The sequence below is a fragment of the Rhizobium sp. YS-1r genome, from assembly GCF_000757525.1.
Lineage (GTDB): Bacteria > Pseudomonadota > Alphaproteobacteria > Rhizobiales > Rhizobiaceae > Neorhizobium > Neorhizobium petrolearium.
The window spans coordinates 18,561-44,684 of sequence record NZ_JPYQ01000003.1; the positions used below are offsets into that span (position 1 = coordinate 18,561).

Sequence of the window (26,124 nt, forward strand, 5' to 3'; positions counted from 1 at the left end):
ATCCAGCACCAACATGCGGTCCCGCCGGTAACCTCTGCGAAGAGGCTGAAAGATGGGACGCACGCGGCTGGCCGGGGAATTGCCATGACCTTCACAACACGACCGGAACTCAGGGGCACGTTCGGAGCAGTGTCATCGACCCACTGGCTCGCCTCAACAGTCGGCATGTCCATGCTGGAAAAAGGCCATACGGCCTTTGACGCCGCGGTTGCGACCGGCTTTGTCCTTCAGGTTGTCGAACCCCATCTCAACGGCCCTGCGGGCGAAGTGCCGATCATTGTCACACCTGCCGGCGCAACGGCCCCGACTGTGATTTCCGGTCAGGGGCCTTCCCCGTCCAGTGCCACGATGAAGTACTTCAAGGAACTTGGCCTCGATATTATTCCGGGAACCGGGCTGCTTGCGGCCTGCGTACCGGGCGCATTCGGCGCATGGCTGACCCTGTTGCGCGACTACGGCACGGCTGAACTGGAAGACGTGCTGGCCCCGGCGATCTATTATGCACGGACCGGCCATCCGCTGGTGCCGCGTATTGCCAACACGATCGCCTCCATGCGCCAGCTGTTCGAAACGCATTGGCCGAGCTCGGCGGAAGTTTACCTGCCTGGCGGTGTGGCGCCGCAATCCGGCAAGCTTTTCCGCAATCCACTGATTGCAGACCTCTACCAGAAGATCATCGACCAGACGAAATCGGCCAAGACTCGCGAAGCGCGGATCGATGCTGCGCTTGATTTCTGGTATCGCGGCCCGGTCGCCGAACGGATTGAGGAATTCTGCGCAACGGAAGAAGTCTGGGATGTGTCCGGCCGTCGCCACAAGGGTCTGATCACAGCCCAGGACATGGCCGATTACAAGCCGCTGATCGAAAAGCCGGTTTCCACCACCTATGGCGATTGCGAGGTCTTCAAGTGCGGGCCGTGGTCGCAGGGCCCGGTTCTTCTGCAGATGCTGAACATCCTCAAGGGCACGGACATCGCCGATCTCGACCCGATGAGTGCCGATTTCGTGCATCTCGTCGTCGAGACCACCAAGCTTGCGATGGCTGACCGCGATTCCTGGTATGGCGACAGTACCGACGTGCCGATGGGGGCGCTCTTGTCTTCCGACTATGCCGAAACCCGCCGGGCTCTGATCACCAACACGGCCTCGATGGAAGTGCGCCCCGGTACGCCGGACGGCCGCAATCCCAATATGCCGCCGCTGCGCACAGTCGGCACGATTCATCAACCCGGCCTTGGCGGCGGAGAGCCGACAGTCGCCCGTGAACCCAAGCTGCCGAACGACAGGTATGGCGAACCGGCGCTCACATTAGAGGGCGCACAGCGCGGCGATACGGTGCAGGTCAGCGCCGTCGACCGCTGGGGGAATATGGTTTCAGCAACGCCTTCCGGTGGATGGTTCCAGTCGAGCCCGGTCATCCCGGGCCTCGGCTTCAGCCTCACCACCCGCGGCCAGATGTTCTGGCTCGAAGAAGGTCTAAATTCGTCACTCATGCCGTCGAAGCGTCCGCGCACAACGCTAACCCCGTCCACCGTCTTCCGCAACGGCCAGCCCTACATGGCCTTCGGTACGCCGGGAGGCGACCAGCAGGACCAGTGGCAGCTCATTATGCTGATGTACCATATCCATCACGGCATGAACCTGCAGGAGGCGATCGACGCGCCGTCCTTCCACACCGACCACCTGCCGTCTTCGTTCTGGCCGCGTGAGATCAGTCATGGCGCGATCACGCTGGAATCCCGCTTCCCGGAGGCAGTGCGCGAAGATCTCGCGGCCCGTGGTCACAGGATTACCGTTGCCGATGCCTGGTCCGAGGGCCGTCTTGCAGCCGTCGCACGGGAAATGGATGGCGACGTTCAGCTGATCAAGGCTGGTTCCAACCCGCGCGGCGTCCAGGGTTACGCGGTCGCACGCTAGGCCGAAACAAAGAGTTCTAAACAAGAGAGGGAATTCGATGAAACCACTTTACCTCGCACTCGTAGCCGGCCTGGCGCTTGGCGGCCTGGCCTCCGCCACGGCACCTGCCGCTGCCCAATCCGTTCTGAAGATCGGCCTGCAGGACGATCCGGATACGCTGGATCCGTCGACCAACTGGAGCTTCGTCGGTCGCCACGTTCTTCAGTCGCTTTGCGATAAGATCGTCGATATCGATGAAAACGGCAAGATCATCCCGATGCTTGCCGTAAGCTGGGAATGGAGCGCCGACAGCAAGACGCTGACCCTGAAGCTTCGTGACGACGCCGTTTTCCATGACGGCACCAAGGTCGATGCCGCCGCGATCAAGTACAATCTCGAGCGGGCCCTCAACGCAAAATTCTCTCGCCGCAAGCCGGAAATCAGCGCGATCAACACGGTTGACGTCGTAGACCCGACCACGGTTCAGATCAATCTGAAGTCGCCGTCCGTTCCGCTGCTCGCGGCCCTCAGCGACCGCGCCGGCATGATCATCAGCCCGACGGCAGGTGAAAAGCTCGGCGAGAAGTTCACCGATGCTCCGGTCTGCTCCGGCCCGTACAAGTTCGTCGAGCGCGTCGTTCAGGACCGCATCGTCCTTGAAAAGTTCCCGCAATATTACAACGCCGAGAAGTATAGCTTCGACCGCCTGATCTATCGCGGCATGCCGGATTCCAACGTCCGTCTGCTGAACCTGCGTTCCGGCCAGCTTGACCTGATCGAGCGTCTCGCGGCAACGGACGTCGAAGCCGTCAAGAAGGACAAGGCGCTGGCCGTCGATCCGGTCGTCGGCCTCGGCTACTATGGCATCACTTTCAGTATCGGCGGAGAAGGCGCAAACCTCGACGCCGGCAAGAAGGCCGCAATCCGCGAAGCCTTCAGCCTCGCGATCGACCGCGAAGCGATCAGCAATGTCGTCTTCGACGGCCAGGCATCGATCGGCAACCAGCCGTTCCCTCCGTCGAGTCCCTTCTACGACAAGAAGTTCCCGGTTCCGGCCCGTGACATCGAAGCCGCCAAGAGGAAGATGGCGGAAGCCGGCGTGAAGTCCGTCGATCTCGAACTCCTCGTTCCGACCGACGCCGAGCGCCAGCAGGTCGCGACTCTGATCCAGGCCATGGTTCAGGAAATCGGCATCAATGTTTCGATCAAGCCGACCGAGCTGATGACGCTGCTCGACATCGCCCGCCAGGGCAAGTTTCAGTCCCACCTCGTCGGCTGGAGCGGTCGTGTCGACCCTGACCTGAACATCACTCCGATGCTCTCCTGCGGTGCGCCGACCAACGATGCGCATTACTGCAACAAGGAACTCGACGCGACGCTCGAAAAGGCTCGTTCGATCGGCGACGTGGAAGCTCGCAAGGCCGAATACAGCAAGGCCGTCGCAATCCTCCAAAAGGACCTGCCGATCGTCTACCTGTACCACTCGCAGTGGATCTTCGCCCACAACTCCAACATCGTTGGCATGAAGCCCGCTCCGGATGGCATCATCCGTCTGGCTGGCGTCAGCCGTAAATAATACCCAAGCTGACACAAAAGCTTCGATGAGCACGTCTCAACATACACTTGAAAACCAGTCAGCCCGATCTGTTCGGGCTGACGACGCACGTGCGTCGGTGCTGGACGTCAATAACCTGCGCGTCGTCTTTGAGGGCGATATGCGTACGGTCACCGCCGTGGACGGAGTCAGCTTTTCGGTCGGGAAGGGCCGCACCCTCGCGATCGTCGGTGAGTCGGGTAGCGGTAAGAGCGTTACCTCGCTTGCCATCATGCGGCTTCTGCCCGAACACAGTGCCCGCATTTCCGGCAGCGTCAATTTCGACGGACGGCAATTGCTCGAGGAAACGAAGAGCGGCATGCGCAGCCTTCGCGGCAACCGGCTGGCGATGATCTTCCAGGAGCCGATGACCTCGCTCAATCCGTCCTATACGGTTGGTGAACAGATCAACGAAGTCATTCTGCGGCACCGGCAGATGTCGAAGAAGGAAGCGACCGAACGCGCCATCGCCATGCTGAAGTTGGTGCGCATCCCCTCGCCCGAGACCCGTTACCACCAATATCCGCACAATCTTTCCGGCGGCATGCGCCAGCGCGTGATGATCGCCATGGCGCTTGCCTGCGATCCGGAACTGCTGATCGCCGACGAACCGACCACCGCGCTGGATGTGACGATCCAGGCGCAGGTGCTGGAACTGATGCGCGAACTGCAGCAGGAGACCGGCACGGCCATCATCCTCATCACCCACGATCTCGGCGTGGTCGCAGAATCCTGCGACGACGTGATCGTCATGTATGCGGGCCAAGTGGTTGAACAGTGTTCCGTCGAGGAACTGTTTACCTTCCCGCAGCACCCTTACACAGTCGGTCTGCTCGGCTCGCTGCCGCGTCTCGATGAGAAGCGCGAACAACTCGTCGCCATAACCGGCACGGTGCCGGACATGGCCAATCCGCCGTCAGGCTGTCGCTTCCAGTCGCGCTGTCCGTTCCGCATCGAAAAATGCGCTGAAATGCCCGAACTGATCGAAGTCTCCGCCGGTCATTTCAGCCGCTGCTGGCGTGCGCCCATGCAGGACCTCGTCCCATGACCCAGACTACCACAACTCCCATTATCGAAGCCCGCGGGCTCGGCCGGAAATTCGTGGTCAAGCGCACCGTGTTCGGCCGCCCGCTGGCATCAGTCGGCGCCGTCGAAGATGTCACCCTGAGGCTGATGCCGGGCGAAACGCTCGCGATCGTCGGCGAATCCGGCTGCGGCAAGTCCACGCTCGGCCGCCTGCTGATGCGGCTGATTAGACCGAGCGCCGGTGAAGTTTTCATCGATGGCCAGAATGTCACCAATCTCAGCCATGCGGCGATGCGTAAACAGCGGCGGCATGTCCAGTTGATCTTCCAGGACCCCTATGCGTCGCTCAATCCGCGCATGACGATCGCTCAAACGATCGCCGAACCGCTGATGCTGCACAATATCGTTCCAACGGGCCAACGCGCCAGGCGCGTCGCCGAACTCCTCGAAATGGTCGGCCTTCGCCCGGAACAGGCAAGCCGTTATCCGCACGAATTCTCCGGTGGCCAGCGCCAGCGTGTGGTCATTGCACGAGCGCTTGCTTCCGAGCCGAGGGCGATCATCTGCGACGAAGCGGTTTCCGCTCTCGACGTCTCGATCCAGGCGCAGGTGCTCAACCTCCTGAAGGATCTGCAGAAGCGCCTCGGCCTCGCCTTCGTCTTCATCTCGCACGATCTGGGCGTCGTAAAACACATCGCCGACCGTGTCGCCGTCATGTATCTCGGCAATGTCGTCGAGATGGGCACCGCCGACGAAATCTTCGCGGTGCCCCGCCATCCCTATACGCGGGCTCTGCTATCGGCCATTCCAGTCGCCGCTCCGCCGAGTCACCAGCGCGCAAAGGCCGCCCGCCTGCGTGGCGACTTACCGAGCCCGCTTTCGCCGCCGGAAGGTTGCCGCCTGCATACCCGCTGTCCGTACGTGCGGCCGGAATGCAAGACCGTCAGCATGAAGCTCGACGTGGAGCCGAACGGCCATGCGAATGCCTGCGCCTTCTGGCGCGAACTACCGGCGCAGGATGCCGCTGAAGTCGCCCGCGAGCCGCGTAATCCTAAGCTCGAAGAACTGTTCGCGGCGTTTGAAGCCATGGCCAAGCGGCCGGCCCAGACCGTGACAGGAGGCTAACCCATGTCATCGCTTCTCGCACGCCGCCTTCTGCAGCTTATCCCGACCGTCGTTCTGCTGTCGCTGATCATCTTTTCGCTGCAGCATCTTCTGCCGGGCGACCCGGCGCTGGTACTGGCCGGCGAGAATCCGGATGAGGCAACGCTTGCCGCCATCCGCGCCCAGTACCATCTCGATCAGCCGTTGATCGTTCAATATCTCTACTGGGTAAAGGGCGTATTCGTCGGCGATCTTGGCGAATCCATGCGCCACAACCGTCCGGTCCTCGAACTGATCCTGCTGAAGCTGCCGGTTACCCTGCAGCTTGCCGTCATGGGCATCATCGTGGCGCTCGTACTCGGCATTGCCGGCGGCGTCATTTCGGCGCTTCGCCAGAACACGCCGGTCGACTATGCGACCAACGTCGTGTCGCTCGCCGGTATTTCGCTGCCAAACTTCTGGCTCGGCATCATGCTCATCATGTTCTTCTCGGTAAACCTCGGCTGGCTGCCGGCGTCGGGCTTCGTCAGCCCCTGGGAAGATCTGAAAATGAACCTGTCGACAACGATCATGCCGGCCTTCGTGCTGGGCACCGGTATCGCTGGCGTCATCATGCGCCACACCCGTGGTGCCATGCTGCAGGCGCTGGAAAGCGATTACGTCCGCACCGCCCGCGCTAAGGGCCTCAGCGAATGGGTCGTCGTGTTCAAACATGCGATGCGCAATGCGCTGACGCCGATCATCACGCTCGGCGCGCTGGAATTCGGCGCGCTGCTCTCCGGTGCGGTGCTGACCGAACAGATTTTTACGATCCCCGGCTTCGGCAAGCTGATCGTCGATGCGGTCTTCACCCGCGACTATCCCGTGGTGCAGGGCGTCGTGCTCGTGACTTCGCTGTTCTACATCATCCTCAACCTTCTGGCTGATATCGGATACATCCTCGTCAACCCAAGACTGAGAAGCTGACCGTGCTGACGATCTCGGAAACCAAATCTGTTGCCACTCCCAGGGGAAACCCCGTCACGCACTTCTTCCGCGGCCGCCTGTGGCGGCGGCTGTCGAAACGAAAGAGCGCGCTTCTTGGCCTCGCGGTCGTGCTGCTCATGGTGTTCGTCGCCGTCTTCGCGCCGTTGCTGGCCCCATACGATCCGGCTGCCCAGAGCTGGACACTGGTCCGCAAAGCCCCGTCCATGGCGCATTGGTTCGGCACGGACGAAGCCGGCCGCGACATGCTTTCGCGCATCATCTGGGGCGCGCGCGCCTCGCTGATGGCCGGCCTTACCTCGGTTGCGATCGCGATGGCAATCGGCGTTCCGCTCGGCCTTGCCGCCGGTTTCCTCGGCGGCATCATTGACGGTTTCATCAGCCGTTTTACCGACGCCATGCTCGCCTGCCCGTTCCTGATCCTGGCGATCGCCTTCGCGGCCTTCCTCGGCCCGAGCCTGACGAATGCCATGCTTGCAATCGGCATCACCGCCACGCCGCTCTTCATCCGCCTGACCCGCGGTCAGGTTCTGTCGATCAAGGCGGAGGAATATATCGAGGCTGCGAGCGCCGTGGGCAATCCGCAATGGCGCATTGCAGTGCGCCACATCCTGCCGAACATCCTGCCGCAGTTGATGGTGCAGGCGACACTGACGATCGCATCCGCGATCATCGCAGAAGCCAGTATGTCCTTCCTAGGCCTCGGCCTCCAGCCGCCGGCCCCGTCCTGGGGTTCGATGCTGAACTCGGCGCAACGCTTCCTCAGCAATGCGCCCTGGATGGCGCTCTGGCCCGGCATGGCGATTTTCATGACCGTGCTGTCGTTCAACCTTCTGGGCGACGGTCTGCGCGACGCGTTGGACCCGCGGTCTCGATAGAGGACTATCGACATCTTCATTCCAGAAACATCGATGTCTATCCGCTGAAGGGTCGCATGGACAAGCAGGATATGGAATGGGGACGGTGCCCGATAGGACGATCGGTCAGCGTACGATCGCGTAGCTCTGGGCGTGGCGAGGCGTCGCCGCGCCGTAGAGCAGACCGTTTCGTCTTTCGACGGCACAGACGCGGCCGAGAGCCCAGCTCTCCTGGACGGAGAGCTTGTGGCCTCGCTCGCGCAGCGTATCAAGAACAGACGCGTCATACCGGTCTTCGATGAGAAGACGGCCGAGTTCGTATTCTCGTGGATAGAAGGATCCCGGCCAGTGCTTGCTGTGGAACATGGGAGCGTCGATCGCGCGTTGCAGGCCGTGTCCGTGCAGGACATGCCGCAGGAATACCGTCAACGGCCATTGATCCTGCTGGTCGCCGCCCGGTGTCCCGATCGCAAGGAAACTTTCTCCGTCTCTGGTCACCAATGTGGGGGTGAGGGTGGTGCGGGGGCGGGTTCCGGGCCGCAGCGTCGAAGGTAGGCCGTCATCCAGCCAGAACATCTGGGCTCGGGTGGAGATCGGAAAGCCAAGCCCTGGCACGACGGGCGAGCTCTGCAGCCAGCCGCCGCTCGGTGTCGCCGAGACCATGTTGCCGAAACGGTCGACGATATCGAGATGGACGGTGTCGCCCTCGATCTCGGGCACAGCGGCGAACGTGACCTCGCCGCCGCCCGGCCCCTGCGGAACCTCGCTGCCGGCGCGGGCTGCGATCCGCTCCAGCCTTTCCGCCGCCCCGGAAAGATGGCTGGCGGCCAGCCGCTGCGAAGCCTCGGAACCAACCAGTTTGGCCCGCTCCCGGGCGTAGTCGTCGGAAAGCAGGGTTTGAACCGGGATGTCTGAACTGTTCGGATCACCGTAAAACGCCTCGCGATCGGCAAAGCAGAGTTTGGCGCTTTCGACGACCGTGTGGATGAAGTCGGCGCCGTATGGGTCGAGACTGCCGATGTCGAGCTGCGACAGCAGTGCTAGCTGCTGCAAGAAGACCGGTCCTTGTCCCCACGGGCCGGTCTTATGGACCGTCAACCCATGAAAATCGCGGGACACGGTCCTTTCCTTCGTCGCCGACCAGCGGGCAAGGTCATCGCCGCGAAGCAGACCACCATTGCGGCGGCCCGTCGTGTCGAACAGTTCCGCTGACCGGTAGAAGCGGTCGATAGCTTCCGCGACGAAGCCGCGATAAAAAGCCGTTCTCGCGGCTTCGATTTGGTCAATACGATCACCGCCCGCTGCCTTTGCCTCGTCGAGAATGCGCCGGTATGTCGCGGCGATGGCCGGTGTGCGCATCAGGGCGGCGGGTTTCGGTACTCGGTCATGCGGCAGCCAGACCTCGGCCGAGGTCGGCCATTCGTTGCGGAACAGATCCTCGACCGGAATGATCGACGCGATCGCCCGCGGCAGCAGCGGGAAGCCGTTTTCCGCGTAATCGATGGCATAGGAGAAGATATCTTCGAGCCGCAGAGTGCCGTAATCGCGCAGCAATAGCATCCAGGCATCGAAGGCGCCGGGAACGACGGCCGGCAGAAGTCCCGTGCCGGGCACCATGTCGAGGCCGAGCGAGCGGAAAGCCTCCAGGCTGGCCAGAGCTGGAGACACGCCCTGACCGCAGATGACGACCGGTTCGTCCTCGCCCGCGCTCTTGAGAATGATCGGGACTTCGCCGCCGGGCCCGTTCAGATGCGGTTCGACGATCTGAAGGGTAAAGCCGCAGGCGGCAGCCGCGTCGAACGCATTGCCGCCGCGCTCCAGCACCGACATGCCGACGGACGTACCCAGCCAATGGGTGGAACTGACCGCGCCAAAAGTGCCGCTGAGTTCGGGGCGTGTGATAAAAGGTGCCATATCCGACTGCCTATCTCTGGACGAGTTGCTTGGCGCCGACCAACCGTTCGGCCAACACAAGCACGAAGAGGATGATGAGGACTTGCAATGCCGAGGCCGCGGCGACGACGAGTTGGTTGCCCTGGAATTGCAGGTAGCTGAATATTTCGATCGGCAGTGTCACGATGCCCGGCCCCGTCAGGAACAGCGCGGTGTTCAGTTCCCCGAAGGAGACGACGAAGGCGAACAGCCAGCCAGAGAGAACTCCTGGCCAGATGATCGGTAGGGTGATCAGCATGAATGAACGCACTGGTCCGGCGCCCAGACTCTGGCCTGCTTCTTCCAGCGTTGTGTCGAAGCTTTGCAGCGAGGTCAGCACGGCTCGGAAGGCGTAAGGCAGGCAGACGACCACATGCGCGATGAAAAGGCCCGGCAACACGCTCATGTTGACCGTTTTGTAGAGCAGCAACAGCGCAAGCCCGAGGATAAGCGCTGGAAACACCAGCGGCGCCATGATGAGCATCTGCAGGAAGGTCGAAAGGCCGTTCCGGTTGCGAGAGACATAGATGGCGCCCAGAAGTCCGAGCAGGGCGGAAGCACAGGCCGAGGTGAGCGCCAGAACGATGCTGAGCATGAAGGCGTTGCGCATTTCGGCTATTCCGAAGAATTCGACGAACCAGCGCAGCGAGAAGCCGGGTGGCGGAAAGACAAGCGCATCGCCCGAGCTGAACGACACGATCAGCACGACAAGGATCGGCCCCATGATCAGGGTAAGCGCGATGCCGACGATAAGGCGGAGGAAGACGGGTCCCATGGTTCAGTCCTTCCCCTGTACGCGATTAGGTCGAACGACGAGCTGAATGATGACCGCAATAATCAGGGCGATGATCAGCAGCGCAAAAGAGAGAGCCGCAGCGCGGGGCCACCGGAAGGTGGTGACGCTGTCGAATACCAGGCTTACCAACAGCTTGTAGCGTGGCCCGCCGAGGAGCGCGATGGTCACGTAGGCGCTCAGCGTCAGGAAGGTGACAAGCATAAGGCCGGATGCGATGCCTGGGCTGGAAAGCGGCAGGGTAACGCGCAGGAAAGCACGCCACGGGCTGGCGCCGAGCGAATAGGCGGCTTCGGTATATCGCGTGTCTATGGTGGTCAGCGAGTTGGTGAGCGAGACGATCATGAAGGGCAGAAGGATCGTCAGCAGTCCGAGCGTTACCGCCTCGAAGGAATAGAGATATTGCACCGGCCGTTCGATGAGGCCAACGCCTGTCAGCGTGCTGCTGACCAAACCGCGCCGTCCCAGGATCGCGACCCAGCCATAGGCCCGGACCACGTTGCTGACCATCAGCGGTACCATCATCACCATCAGCATGATCATGCGCCCTCGGGCGGACAACCGGGCTGCATAGAAAGCGACGGGATAGCCGATCAGCAGGCAGAGGGTGAGGACGATGGCCGTAGACAGCAATGTCCGCCGGATGATCAGCAGGTAGAAGGAGTCGGTGAAGATTTCGGCATAGTTGATCAGCGTCGGCTCGAGATCAAAGAGCGACGTTCCCGAATTCGTCATGAAGCTGACGAACAGCAGGTAGCAAAGCGGCACAACGAAAAACAGGCCGAGGATCACCAACGGTGGCAAGGCGACAGCGTAGAGCAGAGATGATGCGGGAAGGACCCTGTTCATGTCGGATCCTCCAGTGCGACGGCGCTTGCCGTTTCCCATGACAGCCCCACGGAGGTGCCGGTCTCTATATCGGCTGGCGTCGCGGCGGTGTTCTGCAGTACCGCGTTGAGGGCTATTCCTCCCATATCGAGGTAAAGGAAGGTCTGGGCGCCTCGATAGATGACGTCCTTCACCACCGCCCGAATGCCGCTTTGCGGATCGAGCACGATCTTCTCCGGCCGCAAGGCGAAGCGCAGCTTCCCCTTGCTGACGGGCGTGCCGGAAACCTGAACGAGATTACCGGCGACGTCCACGACAGCACGAACTCCTTCGCGGCCCCGCACATGTCCTTCGAGAATGTTGCTCGCGCCGAGAAAAGTCGCGACGAATTCGGTGCGCGGCCGATCGTAAATGTCTTTCGGTGTGCCGGCCTGCTGGATGCGGCCGTGGTTCATCACCGCCACCCGGTCGGACATGGTCAGCGCCTCTTCCTGATCGTGGGTGACGAAGACCGTGGTCATGCCGAGGCGGTGTTGCAACTGGCGGATTTCCACCTGCATCTGCTCGCGAAGCATCTTGTCCAGCGCGCTCAGGGGTTCATCGAGCAGCAGTACGTCCGGCTCGAACACGACGGCACGAGCAAGCGCGACGCGTTGTTGCTGGCCGCCGGAAAGCTGGCGCGGGTAGCGGTCCGCAAACTTTCCAAGTGCCACGAGGTCGAGAACGGCGGCAACCTTCTGGCGGACGACATCCTTTCCGATGCCGCGCATCTGCAGACCGAATGCCACGTTTTCGGTGACGCTCAGATGCGGAAAAAGCGCGAAATTCTGAAAGACCATGCCGAAGCTTCGCTTGTAGGCCGGTATGCCCGTCACATCCTTTCCGCGAATATATACCTGTCCCCGGGTCGGCTGCTCGAAACCGGCGATGAGGCGGAGGGTTGTTGTCTTGCCGCATCCGCTCGGCCCGAGCAGCGCAAACAGCGTCCCACGCTCGATCTCGAGGTCCAGGGAGTGCAGAGCGGTCGCGGTTTCAAACGACTTTTCGACCGAGACGAAGCGTACATCGGATGCGCCGGCCGAGGTGGTGCTATCGGTTTTCATGGGATGTCTCCAGGGCATTGTCGCACCGCATGATACGCAGTCCTGCGGCGCAGAGCCTGATCGGCATTTCGGTCAACACCAGGGTTTCGGTAGGCTTCGACGGGGCTTCGAGCGAGGGGAGGGATGCCTGCAGGACGCCGACAAGGCCATCGACCAGCCGGATGTCGACGAGGCCTGCGGCACATTCAGTCCGGATGCCCGCCAGCACGTCTTGCCATTCCTGCTTCAGCCTTCCGAATTCGGCGGAGAGGAGGTGGTGCATTGCCTCGGTCTCGGAGCACGCCAGGGCCTCCAGCCTGACAAACGAGGCGATCATGGCCGCGTCCAATTCGTTGAGCAGCTGCAGGAGTTCGTGCGGCGAGACCTTCTCCATTTCAGAGATGGCGCCATCGCCTCGCCTTTCGAACAAACCGAGATAGACAAGCGCATTATAGATCAGTCTGAAACCCGCGCAGTCTTCTTTCATGAAGAAGCGTAGCGTCTCGTCCATGACTTTGAAGCCGCGAATGGGAAGAAACCGCCGAACGTAGGCTTCAAGCACGATGCCCTTACGCAGGAACTCGCCCATTTCCGGGTGCGGCGAAAAGATGATCACCTTGCCGCGTCCGAGATTGGCGGAAAGAACGGCGGGCGTGTTTTTCATCTCGCGATCGAAGAGTGACGGTGCAAGCGGGTTGTCGATGAACAGCCGGCTTTCAGAAATGAAATTGCGGAAGTGCCCGAGCGAGACTGCAGCGCGAACCGAATTCGAATATACCGGTCCGTGATAGTATGGCAGTTCGATCGCCTCCGGCAGGCCGCGTCCAAGAACCGGGTCGCTGACCGAAATGCCCAGCACCGCTGCTCCGGTTGAAAGATATTCCTGCGTATAATTCGGGGTCGCGTCGATCGCGCGCAGCCAGCCCGGCCGCCCGTCCGAGGCATAGAAGCCGCCGCCACAGGAACCCATGAACGCGCCGCCCGCGGAGATGAAAGCGTGGATTGCCGCGTCGATGCCGGCGAGGTTTTCGGCGCGATCCAGGCCCCAGGTAGCGAAGCCGCCGGGCATGACGAGCAGATCGTAATCCGAAAGCGCCCCGGCCACGATCTGCCGGCCGTCGATTGGCGAGAAGGTCAGCCCCAGGCTGAGCAGGGAATGGGCATAATAGGCCCAGTAGGGATAGCCGACGGCCTCGCCCGCGTAGATTGCGATGCGCGGAGGCGTACTTGTCTCAGGCAGACCTTCGGCAGCTTCGCCGGTCAGGCCAAGTCTCGCAGCGGCTTCAGCGAGTTGCCCGTCGACCACGAATCCTTCGGCACCGTCGGCCGCGGGGAATTGATATGCGCGGCATCGATTGAGGAACGTCAGAGGAATGCCGGTGAACGCTCCGCGGTCAGCCAGCTTGAAAATCGTCATGAGATTGGGATTCCTGCCATTTGGTGCGGCGGCCATAAGGCCGCCGTCCATTGTCTTCAACCGCCCGAAACGACGCGGTTCCAGCGGTCAGTCCATTGGCCGCGGTTGGCGGACATGAATTCCTGATCTAGGTCGACGATACGCGCCGCCTCTTCCGGCGAGAACTGAACTCTCTCCTGCAGTTCCACGGGCAGCTTGGCCAGCGTGTCGGGATGCGTGCCGCCGTAGTTGAACACCTGGGCGACCCACCCTTGCGTCGATGGGTCGATCGTCATGTTCACGTACTGCTCGGCCAGCGCCTTGTTTTTGGTATTCTTGGCAATGCCGGTTCCGGAGAGGTAGGAGATCGCTCCTTCCTTCGGAAAGACCCATTCGACCTTTCCACCCTGCTGCCGCACCGTATAGGTCTGCGACTTGTAAAGCAGGCCGACGGCCGCTTCCTCGTTGACCAGCGCGCTCATGATGGTGTCCGTATCTTTGGCCCAGATCGGATCGAGAGCGGCCATCTTGCCCAGCATGTCGAAGCCGGCTTCGCCGTCCCTGGCGTCCTTGCCGGCTGCCATTGCGCCGATCGGGATGATGTAGGGGCCGATCGAATGGGTGATTTCCGGCAGGACGATCTGTCCCCGATAGTCCTCGTTCCACAGATCCGCAAAGCTGGTGGGAGGCTTTTTGACCAGGTTCGGGTTGTAGGCAATCCCGAGGGCGGAATAGATCATCGCCACCCAGCCCTTGCGCTTGAAGCGGTCAGGCACGGCGGCAAGAAAAGGCAAATTCTGAGAGTTAGGATCCAGTTCTTCCAGAACGCCCTGAGCCTCCGCCAGCGGGACGACACCATCATGGAGCTGAACGAGATCGTAGACCTGGTTGCCGAGGCTGATCTTCAGCTTGGTGATGCGCTCGACGGGGCTGGATCCACGATCCTGCACGATCTTGACGCCGGTCTTTTCCGCAAAGGGCGTATCGACATTCTTGGCCATGCCATCGCCCCACAGACCGCCCCAGGTCATCATTGCAAGTGACTCGGGTTTCGATTGTGCGAAGGCGAGGCGCGCCGAGCCGATGGCTGGAGAGGCAAGCGCGGCTGAGGCCGCGAGTTTCATAAAATTACGTCTGTCCATTTTGTTCCCCTTAAATGAACCATTTCAAATTGGTTCCATAAATACACTGAGCCTTTTACGTCTGTCGCTGCGATCAGGTCTTATTTTTTTGTCATTCGACGGGCCTAGTCAAGCTAGTTTCCGGCAATTATGCCATATAATGAATCAAATGGATTAGTCCGCCTAAAAAAATGGCGCAGTGTATATCTTGATAAATGGTTCGCAATGGTTCACGTTGTGGCCGCGAATATGAGGAATAATCGTGTCGACGAGAAACAAGCAAAATCTGCTCGATACGCTACGTGCAGCAATCGAGGCCACGGACGAACGGTTCATTAGGGAGGAGCGGCTTCTGCCGGAGCGCGAACTGAGCGATCGGTTCGGTGTAGGGCGGCGTGCCGTCCGAGAGGCATTGAATGAACTCGAAGGGGAGGGGCTGCTTTTCAGAAAGCAAGGGCTTGGAACGTTTGTTCGAGAGGTAGGGCCAAAGTCCACGAGCCTCAAATCGCTCACCAACCGGACCAGCCCCCATGACATCATTGAGGTCAGACTGGAGATCGAGCCGGTGCTGGCCCGTTTTGCCGCGACGCGCGCGACGCCGAAAGACATCGACCAGATGAAGCTTTTCGTCCGCAGGGCGGCGCAAGCTGCAACACCACGGGAATACGAACGATGGGACAGCGCCTTCCATACCAAGATTGCGGAAAGTGTTCGCAATACAATGTTTTGGGGCGTATTCCGCCTCATCAATTCCGTGCGTAAGGAACAGCATTGGGTGAATTCGCGGACACGTGTTTTCACCCACGGAGTGAGCGAGGAGATGGTCCGTCAACATAACGCCATCGTCGCCTCGATTGCGGCGAGGGATCCGCAGGCAGCTGAGGACGCCATGCGTGATCATATCGCGACTGCGGGCGTGCGGATCAGCCAGTCGATCGTGGAAAGTCTCTGAAGACAAGAAGCTCCTAACCGCAGGCACTGCCGTTTCCAGCGCGCCCGGCCCGGACTTGATAGCCCGTCCTGGCACGCAATGTTCAATTTCACATTTCTTGATGGCCGCGAGGACACACTTTTCACAGCGATTTCCACCCACGGTGGGATCATCATCGAGACCGTCAACCATTCGGCAGGGCGATGATGTTCGTGCCCTCTTCGTGCTGATGATCCTAGCAACGCTTCTCAACGGTCCTGCCAATGTCATCGAAAGGCGCGTCGGACCTTCACAATTCGAGTTGTCGGATTGTGAGTAAGCGTCCCGAAAATCACACCTGCGCCCAGGCGCAGGGCATATAATGGTTCCTCGTCACGCGTACCGACCTCAACCCAGTTTCGCGGCGATCTTAAGATCGTCAAAGGCGTCGCACCGGCGCCGCTCCCTGGGTCGATATGGGGTTAAGGGAACGGCTCAAGGCAGCCAGGAACTACGAAATCGCGACGACGTCGGTCACTGGCGCATCACCTTTTCAGTGATCTGTTTTCGCGATGACTTCAAAGAATCAAACTATTTGTCATTCGTCAAGAACAGCTCTAGCGATGGTCATACATCGGACATCAAATGAACCGGCGCTTCTTCGAGCTCTGTTGATGGCGATGATCGGGAGGATTGCAATAGCTTTAGGACTAACCACGGCAGGTACTTCCTGTGGTGGCGAAGCTTTGCCCAAAACCCCGACCAGTTTCGAGTGTCTTCCGGCGGTATCCGGCGGGAGGTGCCAGCTATTCTCGACGGGAGATGGGAGCAGACAATGGAAGTGACGATTGTAGGTGGAGGCATTGGCGGGTTGACGCTTGCGCTCATGCTTCATGAAGAGGGAATCGCCTCGCGCGTTTACGAAGCAGCCCCGGAATTGAAGGCGCTGGGCGTAGGGATCAACCTCCTGCCGCATGCCTCACGCGAGATGTGCCGGCTCGGCCTTGAGGATGCCCTGGTCAAGGTGGCGATCACCACGAAGGAATCCGGTTTCTACAATCGTTACGGCCAACATATCTTCACCGAGCCGACCGGCCGCTATGCAGGATATCATTGGCCGCAATTCTCGATCCACCGCGGCGATCTCCACATGGTTCTGGTCGAGGCATTCAAGGCGCGTTGCGGTGCCGATCGCCTGATGACCGGCTGGCAGTGCACCGGCTTCGAGCAGGACGACGACTTCGTCACGCTGCATTTCGTCGATCCGCGCGACGGCTCGGCGCGTCCCTCGGTCAAGGCCGAAATGGTCGTCAGCGCCGAAGGCATTCATTCGAAGATCCGCAAGCAGCTTTATCCGAACGAAGGCCCGCCGCGTTATTCGGGCATCAACATGTGGCGCGGCGTCACCAAGTGGAAGCCGTTCCTGACCGGCGCCAGCATGGTGCGCATCGGCTGGCTGAATACGGCGAAGGTACTAATCTACCCGATCCGCGACAATATCGACGGCGAAGGCAACCAACTCATCAACTGGGTCGTCGATATCGCCACCGAGAACTACAAGTCGCAGCGTGACTGGAACAAGCCGGGCCGCATCGAAGACTTCTTCGATGTCGTCAAGAACTGGAAGTTCGACTGGCTGGATTGCCCGGCGCTCTTCAACGCGGCCGACGCCATCCTCGAATATCCGATGGTGGACCAGGACCCGCTCGACCAGTGGACGTTCGGCCGCGTGACGCTGCTCGGCGATGCCGCGCACCCGATGTATCCGCGTGGCGCCAACGGCTCCGCCCAGGCGATCCTTGATTGCCGTGCGTTGACCGACGCGATCGTCAAGGAAGGTGATCCGATCAAGGCGATGCATGCCTATGAAGCGGTGCGCCGTCCGGCAACCGCACAGGTCGTGCTCACCAACCGCAAAAACCCGCCGGATGCCATCCTGCGCGAAGTCTTCGAGCGGACGGGTGACAAGCCGTTCAACGACATCAACAAGGTGATTAGCCACGAGGACCTCGAGAAGCTATCCACCAGCTACCAGAAGATCGCAGGTTACCATAAGGAAAACCTCGCGATGTCGCCGGCCGGGGTTTAACTCCCGGCTCGTCGACAGCATTTCGTTCGGGAGGTCGGGATGTCGTTACAGGAAAGCAGTTGCGCAAAATCGGTCGAAAAGCCGAGCTTCTTCGGCCGTATTCGGGCCGAATGGCTGATCATTGGCGCTGCGGTACTGATTGTCGGCTTGCTTGCGCTCGTGCCGTTGGTCTTCCTTCTGTGGCAGAGTTTCATAACGCCTGCCGTAGGCGACGTTCCGGCCGTCCTCACGCTCGGAAACTATGTCTGGGCGCTGACGGACGCCAGCATTCTGCCGCTGTTTAAAAACTCGGTGGTCTTCGCCACGGGCACGTCCTGTCTCGCGCTGGTCATCGGCACGCTGTTCGCCTGGCTCAACGAGCGGACGAATACGCCGTTCAAGATGATGTTCTATGCGGCCTCCATCGTGCCGCTGGTCATCCCGTCGATCCTGTTCACCGTGTCCTGGATCATGATGGCGAGCCCGCAGATCGGATCGTGTCCCATGGAGTGGTGTAGCTTAGACGACCACGGCTCATCCCAGAGGGCCGGATGAGTGTCAGCTTGCGGCTTGCAGGCTGATGAGCGGATCATCGCTCATCGCGGCGATGGTCTCAAGTGTCATGTAGCGGGATCGTTGGACGGCCCATTCATCATTTTGTTCGACCAGCAGCGCGCCAACCAGTCTGACGATGGCGTCATCGTTGGGGAAGATGCCGACGACCTCTGTCCGGCGTTTGATCTCGCCGTTGAGACGTTCGATCGGATTGGTGCTGTGAAGCTTGGTCCAGTGCTGCTTGGGAAAGGTCATGTAGGCGAGCACATCCTGTTCGGCACTATCCATCAGCGTGGCGAGTTTCGGCACCTTCGGCCTGATCTGGTCGGCGACATTACGCCATTGCTGGCTGGCGGCTTCAGGTGTGTCCTGGGCAAACGCTGTTGCGATGAAGGCGGAGACGACGCGCCGTCCGCTCTTTCCAGCGTGCGCGAGCGCATTTGCGCATGAAATGGACACGGCACCTCTGCCAGGTCGCGGAGAGCACCTTCGACACGGCGGCCTTGATACCCTCATGCGCATCGGAGACGACGAGTTTGACGCCGCGCAGTCCCCGTCTGGTGAGCTTGCGTAGGAACTCGGTCCAGATCGCCTCGGCCTCGGATGTGCCGATCTCCATGCCGAGCACCTCGCGTCTACCGTCAGTGTTGACGCCAACGGCGATGATCACCGCAACGGAGACGATGCGTCCGCCACGCCGGACCTTCAGATAGGTGGCATCGATCCAGAGGTGGGGCCATTCTCCCTCGATGGGCCTGTCGAGAAAGGCTTTCACCTTCTCGTCGATCTCCTCACAAAGCCGGGACACCTGACTTTTGGAGATGCCGCTCATGCCCATGGCCTTGACGAGGTCGTCGAGGGATCGGGTCGAAACGCCCTGGATATAAGCCTCTTGGATGACCGCCGTCAGAGCCTTCTCGGCCATACGGCGCGGTTCAAGAAAGCTCGGGAAATAGCTGCCTGTGCGAAGCTTGGGAATGCGCAGCTCGACGGTGCCCGCTCGTGTCTCCCAGTCCCGGTCGCGATAGCCGTTGCGCTGGGCAAGTCGGAAGCCATTCTTCTCGCCATAGCCAGCACCGGTCTTGGTGCTGACCTCCAGCGCCATCAGCTTCTCGGCAGCAAAGCCGATCATCTCGCGCAGCAAATCGGCATCGGCGCTCTTCTCAACAAGTGAGCGCAGGTTCATCATGTCGTCGGTCATCGGTGGTGTCCCTCAGGTTGGTCATAAGCAACCCGACCCTACCGGAAATCACCGATGGCTATGAAATCCCGGCTACACCACTCCATGGGACACGATCCCCGCTCTCCCGGCATCATATCGCCCAACCGCTTGAATCCGACGACAAAATATGCAGCTTGAACGCCCATAGATTGCCAATTGCACATACATTCGTTGCTCGCGGGTATCTTGCACCGGACATCGCTACTTGGATGGTTTGTATGGACTCTGACGCAATCGTTTCTCTGACTGGTTCGGATTTCAATTATAATTACAAGGAGATTCCGACCCGCTGCTCTGACAGTGAGATCCAAAACTATATCAGCCGGACACGTGATCTATTTGATCCGATCGCACGTGCATTCGAAGATGGATGCAACACCGAATGGTTTATCCGAAGCTATCTGGCACTAAAATACGTCCTTAGCTCTACGGTTCTTGCGAACTCTGCCGAATATTCCAAAAAACGTAACCTGCAGGTGACCGATCGTGCCGGCAGTGGCACGCTGATCAGTCCGGCTCACACCGGAGAGCATGTGGCCAGAGCCGTCCAGTTACACCACCACAGCGGGCACGATCAGACTTCCCGAGGATCTGGAGCGGAGAATGACTAGCTCGCCGTGCGCTGAGATGTTTTTTCATCGGTTTGCTCGGAGATCTCCGAAGCGAAATGATGAGTTTTCGCCATTTTACCCAGGAGGCGATCCCGTGCTGCGGTCACGTGATCAAAAACGGCATCGCCTGCAGCTTTTGGGTCTTTGCGCTCAAGGGCCACGACCATCTTCTCGTGCTCGGCAATGACCGCCTCGAAGGTGTCCGGCGTATAGCCGCCGAAGCCGTCGCCGACGGTCCGGACGACACGCGTACGCCCTTCGAGGATGAGTTCTGCTTCCGGATTACGGGCGATCGAATAGATGCGCTTGTGAAATTTTACGTTCTCCAGCGCCGCCGGCATTCCGCCGCCGGTCCGGATCAGCGCCGACAGCTCTTCATGCATCCGGCGTATATCCCCGATATCCTCGTCGGTCGCGAGTTCCGCGGCGCGATGAGCGAGTAGAGACTCTATGCCAACGCGGATATCGTAGATGCGCCGGATATAGCCTTCCGTCACCGCTTCAATCTTGAATCCGCGATGCGCGAGCGAGATCAGGATGCCTTCTCCTTCAAGCTGGCGCAGCGCCTCGCGGATCGGCATGTGGCTGACGCCGTAGCGTGATGTCAGGGCATCGATCGTCAGGTGCATGCCAGGCTGAAACTCTCCTGATACTAGATCCGCCAGGATCGCGCGTTTTACCCGCAGATAGACGGGTTCGTTGAGCGGAGGCACGCTGGCGGAACCGTGGGGACTCGCCTTCATATTCCATTCCTTTCATGGCCGTGGCGGCATCATAGCCGTTCCTCGATGCTTTTGCACCAAATCCTATATTTGCGCAAATATCAAAATCGAGATTGACTCATCCTATATTTGCGCAAATATAGGATAGCAAACGCTGTGAGGAGGGAGCCTCACCATATGTTCAGGGAGGAATGCACATGACACAGAAGGACATGCCCGGAATCCGTTGGGATGTTTCCCGTCGACATCTGCTTCAGCTCGGTGCGATAGGTGCCGCCGCTGCAGCTCTGCCTTTTCCCGGACGAGCGATCGCCCAAACCCCGGGGCCGGATGCGGACCTTGTCGCAGCGGCTAAGGCTGAAGGTACCCTGACCTATTATCATACGACGGCCATCGACATCACCGCGACCTGGACGTCCGCCTTCACCAAGAAATACGGCATCACCACACAGAACGTCCGCGGCCCGAGCTATCCGCTCTTCGAACGCTGGCTGACGGAAGAACGTGTCGGTCAGCATATCGCCGACGTCATCCAGATCACTGATACGGTGCTCATCGAATCCGCCCATGAGGAAGGGCTGATCGGCGAGTATACGCCGCCGTCCGCCGCCGGCATCCGCCCTTCGATGAAGAAGGAAGGCATCTGGTACACGATCTTCGTCAATGCGATGGGGATCGCCTGGAACAGCGAGAAGGTGACGCCGGAAGAGGACAAGCTGATCCGGGAGGGCGGCTGGCAGGCTCTGACCGATCCGCGCTGGGCTGGCCGCTTCGCCACCTCGACACCAGCTTCCGGCGGCAGCAGCTACTCCTTCGTCTACATGTTCCTCGGCGGCAAGCGCGACCAGTTCGGTCCCGATTATGAGGCCAAGATCGCGGCGTTGACGCCACAGATCTATGAAAGCAAGTCGCCGATGTACGACCGGCTTGGTGCCGGCGAACATGCGATCGTCGATCAGGCCTCGCAAAGTGACATGGGCAACCTCTACCTAAAGGGCGCACCGATCCGGTGGATCTTCCCATCGCCGACGCCTGCCAATCTGACCGTGCAGGCGCTTTCGGCAAAGGCACCGCATTCCAACGCGGCAAAGCTGTTCCAGGAATGGGCGGCGAGTTCGGAGGGCCAGGCGGAATGGTTCAAGCTTTCGGGTGTCACCTCTGCCCGCGAGGATACTGTCGATGCCCGCAAGACCAACGGGACGGACTGGTACAAGGAGGATTGGTATGCCGATCCGACGGACCTCTATCTCGATTACCTGAGCGATCCGGGATACGTCGATCCGGCCAAGCCGATCATCGCCGAGTGGAACCAGATCTTTGGGCGGTGAGGTGGCGACGTGTCGATATCGCAAACGCAAGCGGTGGCCCTTCCGGTCCGCCGCTCCGATCATCGTCGCAACCGGCGCGGGTTGGCTTTGCCGCTCGTGCTCGGCCTCCTGCTGACGATCCTTGTTCTCCTGCCGATCCTGCTGATGTTCCTCGGTGCCGTCCGCACCGGCACCTTCGTCGATCCGCGCGCGCAGTTCTCCCTCAGAAGCCTGCAGACCGTCTACATGACGCTGCCCTATCTCAAGACGCTTGCCGTCACCGTCGGGGCCTCGCTTCTTGTCTCACTGATTGCCTGCCTTGTTGGCATTGCGCTTGCATGGCTGCTGGCGCGCACGGATATCCGCGCCAAGAACTTCATGGAGCAATGCGTGATCGCGCCGCTCTATCTCTCGCCCTTCGTCGGCGCGCTCGCGTGGTTGATCCTCGCCTCTCCGAATGCCGGGCTGCTGAACGTCATGGCGCGCGATCTTTTTGGTATTCAAGGCGCGATCATCAACGTCGTCAGCGCGACCGGCGTCATCCTGATCATGGCGCTCTACAACGTGCCCTATGCCTATATGACCGTGTCCTCGGCGCTGAAGGGCATGGATCCGTCGATGGAGGAGGCGTCCTACCTGAATGGCGGCGGCACATTTATCACCGCCTATAAGATCACGCTGCCGATCGTTCGTCCGGCAATCATATCGGCCTTCTTCTTCGTCTTCGTGCTCACCTGCGGCACCTTCTCCATTCCCGCAGCACTCGGCGGCACGCAGGCGATGCCTTTCCTCGCCGTCGATATCTACCGGGCCGTGGCGACCTTTCCGCTCGATTATTCCCGCGCGGCGGCAATCGGAACCCTGCTGTTCTGGATCTCGCTGATTGGTGTTGCTTTCTATCGCTTCGCCTCGCGGGTTGCCACGCGCTTCGTCACCGTGACGGCAAGGGGCTATCGCGCCCGGCAAGTGCGGCTTCGAGGCTGGCGGTTTGCAGCCCTTGCCTTTATTCTCGTCTATGTGCTGCTGGCGATCATCCTGCCTTATCTGGCGCTGCTCTATGTCGCCTTCACCAGCTTCACCTCCTCGTCGATCCTCGATGCGAACTTCACGCTTGCGAATTTCAGGGCGGTGCTGGGCTCGGTCTCGGTGCAGCAGTCGATCTGGAACACGCTGCTTGTCGGCATCCTGTCGCCGACACTCTGCGTAGCGCTCGGCATCGTCATTGCCTATGCGGTGCGGCGGCTGAAGGTGAGGGGAGGCGATATCCTCGATTATATCGCCATGTTCCCGATCGCCGTGCCCGGCATCGTCTTCGGCACCGGCATCTTCTGGACCTATCTGATGACGCCGGCCTATGGCACCATCTGGATCCTCGTGATCGCCTTCGTCGCCTCCTACATCCCCTTCGCTTACCGGATGATCGATACCTCGATGATCCAGATCGACAAGTCGCTAGAGGAAGCATCATCCGTCTGCGGCGGCTCGCACTGGCTGACGGCGCGCAAGATCACCTTCGTGCTCATCACGCCCGGCGTGCTGTCGGCCTGGGTCCTCGTCTTCATCTTCTCGATCCGGGAAATCAGCGCCGCGATCCTGCTCGCCTCGCCGAGCAACAAGGTGCTGTCGGTAATGTCCTGGGACTATCTCGAATTCGGCAACGTCCAGAACGCAACCATCATCGGTCTCTTGCAAACCGCGATCCTTGGCGCCGGCATCTTCGTCGGCCGCTACGTGCTGCGCGTGAAGCTGTCGCAGGCCGTCTGAGAAAGGAACATCCCATGGCTAAACTGAGGGTCGAAGATCTCGTCGTTGCCTATGGTGCCGTCGTCGCAGTCCGCGACGTCTCCTTCACCGTGGAGGATGGTGAATTCGTCTCGCTGCTCGGCCCGAGCGGCTGCGGCAAGACGACCACGCTGCGCTGCATCGCGGGCCTCGAAGGCTCGTCGGGGGGCACCATCCACCTCGGTGACGCGCTCATGGCCGCCGACGGCCGCGACGTCCCGCCGGACAAGCGCGGCATCAACATGGTATTCCAGTCCTATGCCGTCTGGCCGCATATGTCGGTCTTTGAAAATGTCGCTTACGGATTGCGCATCCGTCGCGAGCCGACCGCAGATGTCGAGCGGAAGGTCGGGGAGGCGCTGAAGCTCGTCGGTCTCGACGGTTTCGCCGACCGCTACGGCACGGAACTCAGCGGCGGCCAGCAGCAGCGCGTGGCGCTCGCCCGCGCCGTCGTGACCTCGCCGCGGCTCCTCCTCTTCGACGAGCCGTTGAGCAATCTCGATGCGGGCTTGCGCGATCGCATGCGCTTTGAGCTGGTGGAGCTGCAGCGCCGGCTTGGCCAGACATCGCTCTATGTTACGCACGACCAGTCGGAAGCGATGCTGATGAGCGATCGCATCATCCTCATGAAGGATGGTCGGATCGTGCAGTCCGGTACACCGCGCGACCTTTACGAGCGGCCGGCAAGCCGCTTCGCCGCCGAGTTCATCGGCAATGCGAACATCGCCGAAGCGACCGTCATCCGCTCCGCGAGGGACCGGACGGCGCTGGCCGCTTTGCCGGGCAATATCGCGGTTGAAGGGCATTTCTCGCGCAGCGAGGACATCCGTTCGTCCGGTTCGGTGCTTGCCTGCATCCGGGCGGAGAGCATCGCCCGCGTCCCGCCCGGTGGGGCCGACCTGAACACGTTCGATGCCCGCGTCGAATCCGTCGGCTTCCTCGGACCGCAGGTCACCTGCACGCTGAAGCTCGGCGAGGTGACCCTGCGCGCCGAGCTGCCGGCGCGAAATCCCCCATCTGTCGGCGAGAGCATCCGGATACGGATCGCCCCCGAGGACGTCATCATCATCTCGGAACAGTAGGCCGCATGCTTGGCGGCCCCATCGGAATGGAAGGACTAAACGAACATGCGTATTGAAAGCATCGAAAGCATCTTCATCGACAAATATTTCTTCGTCGAGATCCGCGCGGACAACGGCCTCGTCGGCTTGGGCGAGGGCGGAGCCTGGGGCTTCCACGAGGCGACCGCCGGAGCTGTCACGCGTTTCAAGGAATACCTGCTCGGCAAGGACCCGCTGCGCATCGAGCATCACTGGCAATATATGTATCGCTGGGCGCATTTCCGCGGCTCCGCCATCATGGCTGCCATCAGCGCCATCGACATCGCGCTCTGGGATATCGCCGGCAAGCATTTCGAAGCGCCGGTTCATGCGCTGCTCGGTGGCAAGGTGCGTGAGAAGGCGCGGGCCTATTACCACGTCTTCGGCGAGACCAAGGAAGAGCTCTTCACCGGGATCGAGAGCGCCAAGAAGATGGGCTTCACGGCGGTCGGCCATCTGACGCCTTTCCTCGATTCTCGCCGCGAGGTCCCCTATTTCCAGACCCATGCCCAGAAGGTCGGCGACGCGATCGACACCGTGCGGGAATACCGCAAGATCGCCGGGCGCGAGATGGACCTCTGCATCGAGATCCATCGCCAGATGACTCCCTTCGAGGCGGTGCAGCTCGGCCGCGGCATCGAGGAATTCCTTCCATTGTTCATGGAAGATCCGGTTACGCCAGACAACCTCGACGAGATGGGCTATGTGGCAGACAAGATCGGCATCCCCATTGCCACAGGCGAACGCATGACGACGCTCTGGGAATTCCAGATGCTGCTTGCCCGCAACGCCGTTCAGATGGTCCGCCCGGATGTATGCATCGTCGGCGGCATTTCCGGCGCCCGCAAGATCGCGGCCCTTGCCGAAGCCTCGCATGTTGGCGTCGTGCCGCATAATCCGCTGAGTGCGGTCTCTACTGCGGCCTGCTTGCAGATTGCCGCGACGGCGTCGAATTTCGTGCTGCAGGAGTTTCCTAATGACACATGGGACGTGACCGACAAACGACCAGATACCGACAGCTTCCTGTCCGGCGCTTCGCAGCATGACGGCGAGGGTTTCCTGACGATTAGCGACGAGCCGGGCATCGGCATTACGCTCAAGCCGGATGCTGCGAGGAAATATCCCTACCGGTCACGTCAGCTGCATACCCGTCTTCATGTCGACGGCTCGGTCGTCGATCAATAGCCTGGCGCGGGGCGGGAAGGCGGGCGGTGTGGTCCCTACCGAACGCCGT

At 60.7% G+C, this 26,124-nt stretch carries 21 protein-coding genes and 1 pseudogene; 14 read left to right on the forward strand and 8 right to left on the reverse strand.

Annotated features, from left to right (window positions below):
- Window positions 1-84 precede the first annotated feature (84 nt).
- The 6 genes from JL39_RS03470 to JL39_RS03495 all read left to right on the forward strand — a co-directional run bounded on the left by JL39_RS03470 (window position 85) and on the right by JL39_RS03495 (window position 7,482).
- Window positions 85-1,917 (forward strand): gamma-glutamyltransferase family protein, encoded by a 1,833-nt coding sequence (locus tag JL39_RS03470; protein WP_037146318.1) that lies wholly within the window; start codon window positions 85-87, stop codon window positions 1,915-1,917.
- A gap of 37 nt (window positions 1,918-1,954) precedes the next feature.
- Window positions 1,955-3,472 (forward strand): ABC transporter substrate-binding protein, encoded by a 1,518-nt coding sequence (locus tag JL39_RS03475; RefSeq protein ID WP_081952686.1) that lies wholly within the window; start codon window positions 1,955-1,957, stop codon window positions 3,470-3,472.
- Between the two features lie 25 nt (window positions 3,473-3,497).
- Entirely contained in the window at window positions 3,498-4,538 is a 1,041-nt protein-coding gene (locus JL39_RS03480; protein ID WP_081952687.1) for an ABC transporter ATP-binding protein, read from the forward strand.
- A complete protein-coding gene (locus tag JL39_RS03485; RefSeq protein WP_037146320.1) occupies window positions 4,535-5,641 on the forward strand; it encodes a dipeptide ABC transporter ATP-binding protein in 1,107 nt (368 codons plus the stop codon). Before JL39_RS03480 ends, JL39_RS03485 begins: the two co-directional genes overlap by 4 nt.
- A gap of 3 nt (window positions 5,642-5,644) precedes the next feature.
- Complete coding sequence (locus tag JL39_RS03490) at window positions 5,645-6,586, forward strand: ABC transporter permease (RefSeq protein ID WP_037146321.1); 942 nt, start codon at window positions 5,645-5,647, stop codon at window positions 6,584-6,586.
- Window positions 6,587-6,663: 77 nt separating this feature from the next.
- The gene (locus JL39_RS03495) at window positions 6,664-7,482 is read left to right on the forward strand and encodes an ABC transporter permease (RefSeq protein WP_037146433.1); all 819 of its coding nucleotides are present in this window, start codon (window positions 6,664-6,666) and stop codon (window positions 7,480-7,482) included.
- A gap of 105 nt (window positions 7,483-7,587) precedes the next feature.
- Here JL39_RS03495 and JL39_RS03500 read toward each other — a convergent pair whose 3' ends face one another.
- From JL39_RS03500 to JL39_RS03525, 6 genes are read right to left on the reverse strand one after another with little or no spacing between them, the layout of a single operon-like run.
- The gene (locus JL39_RS03500; RefSeq protein ID WP_037146323.1) at window positions 7,588-9,375 is read right to left on the reverse strand and encodes a gamma-glutamyltransferase; all 1,788 of its coding nucleotides are present in this window, start codon (window positions 9,373-9,375) and stop codon (window positions 7,588-7,590) included.
- A 10-nt stretch (window positions 9,376-9,385) separates the two neighbouring features.
- Window positions 9,386-10,168, reverse strand: a complete 783-nt coding sequence (locus JL39_RS03505; RefSeq protein WP_037146325.1) for an ABC transporter permease — start codon at window positions 10,166-10,168, stop codon at window positions 9,386-9,388.
- A 3-nt stretch (window positions 10,169-10,171) separates the two neighbouring features.
- Complete coding sequence (locus JL39_RS03510; protein ID WP_052182638.1) at window positions 10,172-11,035, reverse strand: ABC transporter permease; 864 nt, start codon at window positions 11,033-11,035, stop codon at window positions 10,172-10,174.
- Window positions 11,032-12,117, reverse strand: coding sequence for an ABC transporter ATP-binding protein (locus JL39_RS03515; protein WP_037146327.1), 1,086 nt, complete (start codon window positions 12,115-12,117; stop codon window positions 11,032-11,034). Before JL39_RS03515 ends, JL39_RS03510 begins: the two co-directional genes overlap by 4 nt.
- Window positions 12,104-13,513 (reverse strand): BPL-N domain-containing protein, encoded by a 1,410-nt coding sequence (locus tag JL39_RS03520; RefSeq protein WP_161784734.1) that lies wholly within the window; start codon window positions 13,511-13,513, stop codon window positions 12,104-12,106. Before JL39_RS03520 ends, JL39_RS03515 begins: the two co-directional genes overlap by 14 nt.
- A gap of 56 nt (window positions 13,514-13,569) precedes the next feature.
- The gene (locus JL39_RS03525) at window positions 13,570-14,634 is read right to left on the reverse strand and encodes an extracellular solute-binding protein (RefSeq protein WP_081952689.1); all 1,065 of its coding nucleotides are present in this window, start codon (window positions 14,632-14,634) and stop codon (window positions 13,570-13,572) included.
- 241 nt (window positions 14,635-14,875) lie between these two features.
- On the opposite strand from JL39_RS03525, the gene JL39_RS03530 reads away from it, so the two are divergent.
- The 3 genes from JL39_RS03530 to JL39_RS03540 all read left to right on the forward strand — a co-directional run bounded on the left by JL39_RS03530 (window position 14,876) and on the right by JL39_RS03540 (window position 18,146).
- Window positions 14,876-15,565 (forward strand): FadR/GntR family transcriptional regulator, encoded by a 690-nt coding sequence (locus JL39_RS03530; protein WP_037146334.1) that lies wholly within the window; start codon window positions 14,876-14,878, stop codon window positions 15,563-15,565.
- Between the two features lie 793 nt (window positions 15,566-16,358).
- Entirely contained in the window at window positions 16,359-17,612 is a 1,254-nt protein-coding gene (locus tag JL39_RS03535) for a flavin-dependent oxidoreductase (protein WP_037146336.1), read from the forward strand.
- Between the two features lie 39 nt (window positions 17,613-17,651).
- Window positions 17,652-18,146 carry a hypothetical protein gene (locus tag JL39_RS03540; protein WP_037146338.1) on the forward strand — a complete coding sequence of 165 codons (495 nt, stop codon included), beginning with the start codon at window positions 17,652-17,654 and terminating at the stop codon, window positions 18,144-18,146.
- 3 nt (window positions 18,147-18,149) lie between these two features.
- Here JL39_RS03540 and JL39_RS03545 read toward each other — a convergent pair.
- Window positions 18,150-19,347, reverse strand: a pseudogene (locus tag JL39_RS03545) (IS256 family transposase).
- Window positions 19,348-19,586: 239 nt separating this feature from the next.
- Here JL39_RS03545 and JL39_RS03550 point away from each other — a divergent pair.
- Entirely contained in the window at window positions 19,587-19,979 is a 393-nt protein-coding gene (locus JL39_RS03550; RefSeq protein WP_037146340.1) for a hypothetical protein, read from the forward strand.
- Here JL39_RS03550 and JL39_RS03555 read toward each other — a convergent pair.
- Window positions 19,976-20,722, reverse strand: coding sequence for a GntR family transcriptional regulator (locus JL39_RS03555; protein ID WP_081952690.1), 747 nt, complete (start codon window positions 20,720-20,722; stop codon window positions 19,976-19,978). The two genes, JL39_RS03550 and JL39_RS03555, sit on opposite strands and share 4 nt — an antisense overlap.
- Before the next feature lie 176 nt (window positions 20,723-20,898).
- Between JL39_RS03555 and JL39_RS03560 the strand changes: the two genes are divergently transcribed.
- From JL39_RS03560 to JL39_RS03575, 4 genes are read left to right on the forward strand one after another with little or no spacing between them, the layout of a single operon-like run.
- A complete protein-coding gene (locus JL39_RS03560) occupies window positions 20,899-22,029 on the forward strand; it encodes an ABC transporter substrate-binding protein (RefSeq protein WP_037146345.1) in 1,131 nt (376 codons plus the stop codon).
- 9 nt (window positions 22,030-22,038) lie between these two features.
- Window positions 22,039-23,772: an iron ABC transporter permease gene (locus tag JL39_RS03565; protein WP_037146347.1), complete on the forward strand. Its 1,734-nt coding sequence runs from the start codon at window positions 22,039-22,041 to the stop codon at window positions 23,770-23,772.
- 14 nt (window positions 23,773-23,786) lie between these two features.
- A complete protein-coding gene (locus JL39_RS03570) occupies window positions 23,787-24,872 on the forward strand; it encodes an ABC transporter ATP-binding protein (RefSeq protein ID WP_052182639.1) in 1,086 nt (361 codons plus the stop codon).
- 45 nt (window positions 24,873-24,917) lie between these two features.
- The gene (locus tag JL39_RS03575; RefSeq protein ID WP_037146349.1) at window positions 24,918-26,075 is read left to right on the forward strand and encodes a mandelate racemase/muconate lactonizing enzyme family protein; all 1,158 of its coding nucleotides are present in this window, start codon (window positions 24,918-24,920) and stop codon (window positions 26,073-26,075) included.
- The last annotated feature ends 49 nt before the right edge of the window (window positions 26,076-26,124 follow it).